We start from the raw sequence: 2,119 nt of genomic DNA on the forward strand, positions 1-2,119 counted from the left end.
CCGCGAGGACCGCGAGCGGCGCGGGCGGCGGGACGACCATCGCGCGCGGCGTCGCCGCTGAGGTCGCAAGCGAAGTGGGCGAGGGGCTGGCGGCCGGTGCGGAAGTCGGAGCGGTAACCGCGCGCGGCGTCGCCGCTGAGGTCGCAAGCGAAGTGGGCGAGGGGCCGGCGCCCGGTACGGACGTCGGAGCGGCCACCGAGCGCGACGTCGCCGCGGAGGTCGCAAGCGAGGTGGGCGAGGGGCTGGCGGCCGGTGCGGACGTCGGAGCGGTCACCGCGCGCGGCGTTGCCACGGAGGCTGCGAGCGAGGTGGGCGAGGGGCCGGCAGCCGGTGCGGACGTCGGAGCGGTCACCGCGCGCGGCGTCGCCGCGGAGGCTGCAAGCGAGGTGGGCGATGGGCCGGCAGCCGGTGCGGACGTCGGAGCGGTCACCGCGCGCGTCGTCGCCGCGGAGGCTGCAATTGGCGTGGATGCAGGGGCGGCCGGCGCGGGCATCGAAGCGGCGCGCGACAGGCCTGCGGACGTGGCGGCATCGGTCCGAGGCATGGCGCTCACGGCCGGGGACGCCAGGGCCTTCGACTCCGGCGCCTTCGGGGGTTGCACGGCGAGCGCCGTCAGAGGCACCGCCAGCGCCAGGCTGCTGGCCAGCGTGACGATGGACACCCCCGCCACCCAGCGCGACGAGCACCGCGACGCGGGCGCCACCACCAACCGCCGCACGCGGTCCTTCAGTGAGCCCCCCAGCGCGGACATCGCGGGACCGCGGGTGTCCATGCCCTGCAGCCGCAGCGCCTCCAGCGCGGTGAGCGCTCGGGCGTAGGGGAGGGCGCCGGGGCCCTGCCGCACCGCGAGGTCGTCACAGCAGTTCTCGCGCTCCACGCGGATGACCTGGGACATCCACCACACGGCCGGGTGGTAGAAGAGCACCGTCTCCACCAGCGTCTGCACCATGTTCACCGCGAAGTCGTGACGGCGGATGTGGGCCAGCTCGTGGGCCAGCACCAGCTCCAGCTCCCGCACGGCCAGCCCGGTGAGCGTGGCGGTGGGGACCAGCACCACCGGCTTCAGCCAGCCCAGCGTGGACGGCACGTCCAGCTTCGACGACACCAGCAGGCGCACCGGACGCTTAAGGTTCAGCCGCCGCGCCAGCTCCTCCAGCCGCTGCTGCCATTCCCACGACGCATGCACCGCCTCGTCCACCTGCCGGCGCAGCCCCATCCAGCCCTTGAGCAGACGCAGCGACGACGCCGCCACACCCAGGCCCCACGCCAACACCAGCCAGGGCAGGTGCTCGCCCACCTGCTGGAGCACCCGGTCCAGCCGGGGCAGCGTCGCGGTCTCCTTCACCGCCAGGGGACGCGAGGCGGGCAGCTGCGTCAGCGCAACGGACACCGGGGCCGGCATGGGCGCCACGGTCCGCGGGACGACCGCCGTGCGCGCCACCGGGCGGGACTCCGCCGCGCGCGAGGCATGCCGCCACGCGGTGGCCACCGGCAGCGCCAGCATGATGCCCAGCGCGCCGCACGCCAGCGCGTAGCGCAGGTTCGCCGAACGCCGCCCCACCCACCGGAGCGCCAGCGCCAGGGCCACCGCCACGAGCGCGCCCTGCCACACCAGGTGCACGAGCGCCCAACCCACCGCTTCCAGGATGAGACCGTTCATGACTCCGACTCCTTCTCGAGCGAATCCAGCAGCTGGCGCAGCTCCGCCAGCTCCTCCGGGGACGTCTTCTTCGTGGACAGGGCCTGCAGGGCGAGCCGCGCCGGAGAGCCGCCGAACACGCGGTCCACCAGGTCGGTGACCAGCTGCTGCTGGGTGCTCTCCCGGGGGAGCCGGGCGCTGTAGACGTGCGCGCGCTGGGACTCGTCTCGCGTCACCAGCCCCTTCTCCGTCATGATCTGCATCGTCTTCAGGACGGTGGTGTAGCCGCCCCCATCCTGGAGCGTCTCGTGGACCTCGCGCACCGTGCGCGCGCCCCCGTCCCACAGCACCCGCAGGATGGCCAGCTCGGCATCCGTGGGTCGCGGCAGCTTTCCTCGGCTCATGGCTTCCTCTCTCCTCACCGCTTCCTACGCATAGTTATACGAACGATTTCGTAGGTGTCAACGAAGCCTTTCGTAC

General features: G+C 73.6%; 2 protein-coding genes. Both read right to left on the reverse strand.

Going from position 1 to position 2,119, the window contains the following annotated elements:
* A partial coding sequence (locus D7V80_RS43795) for a M56 family metallopeptidase (RefSeq protein ID WP_304988484.1) occupies positions 1-1,660 on the reverse strand: 1,660 nt, incomplete at its 3' end.
* Positions 1,657-2,043, reverse strand: coding sequence for a BlaI/MecI/CopY family transcriptional regulator (locus tag D7V80_RS40790; protein ID WP_120565186.1), 387 nt, complete (start codon positions 2,041-2,043; stop codon positions 1,657-1,659). The genes D7V80_RS43795 and D7V80_RS40790, both read right to left, overlap by 4 nt.
* Between the last annotated feature and the right edge of the window lie 76 nt (positions 2,044-2,119).

It is taken from the genome of Corallococcus sp. CA054B (assembly GCF_003611625.1).
Taxonomy (GTDB): domain Bacteria; phylum Myxococcota; class Myxococcia; order Myxococcales; family Myxococcaceae; genus Corallococcus; species Corallococcus coralloides.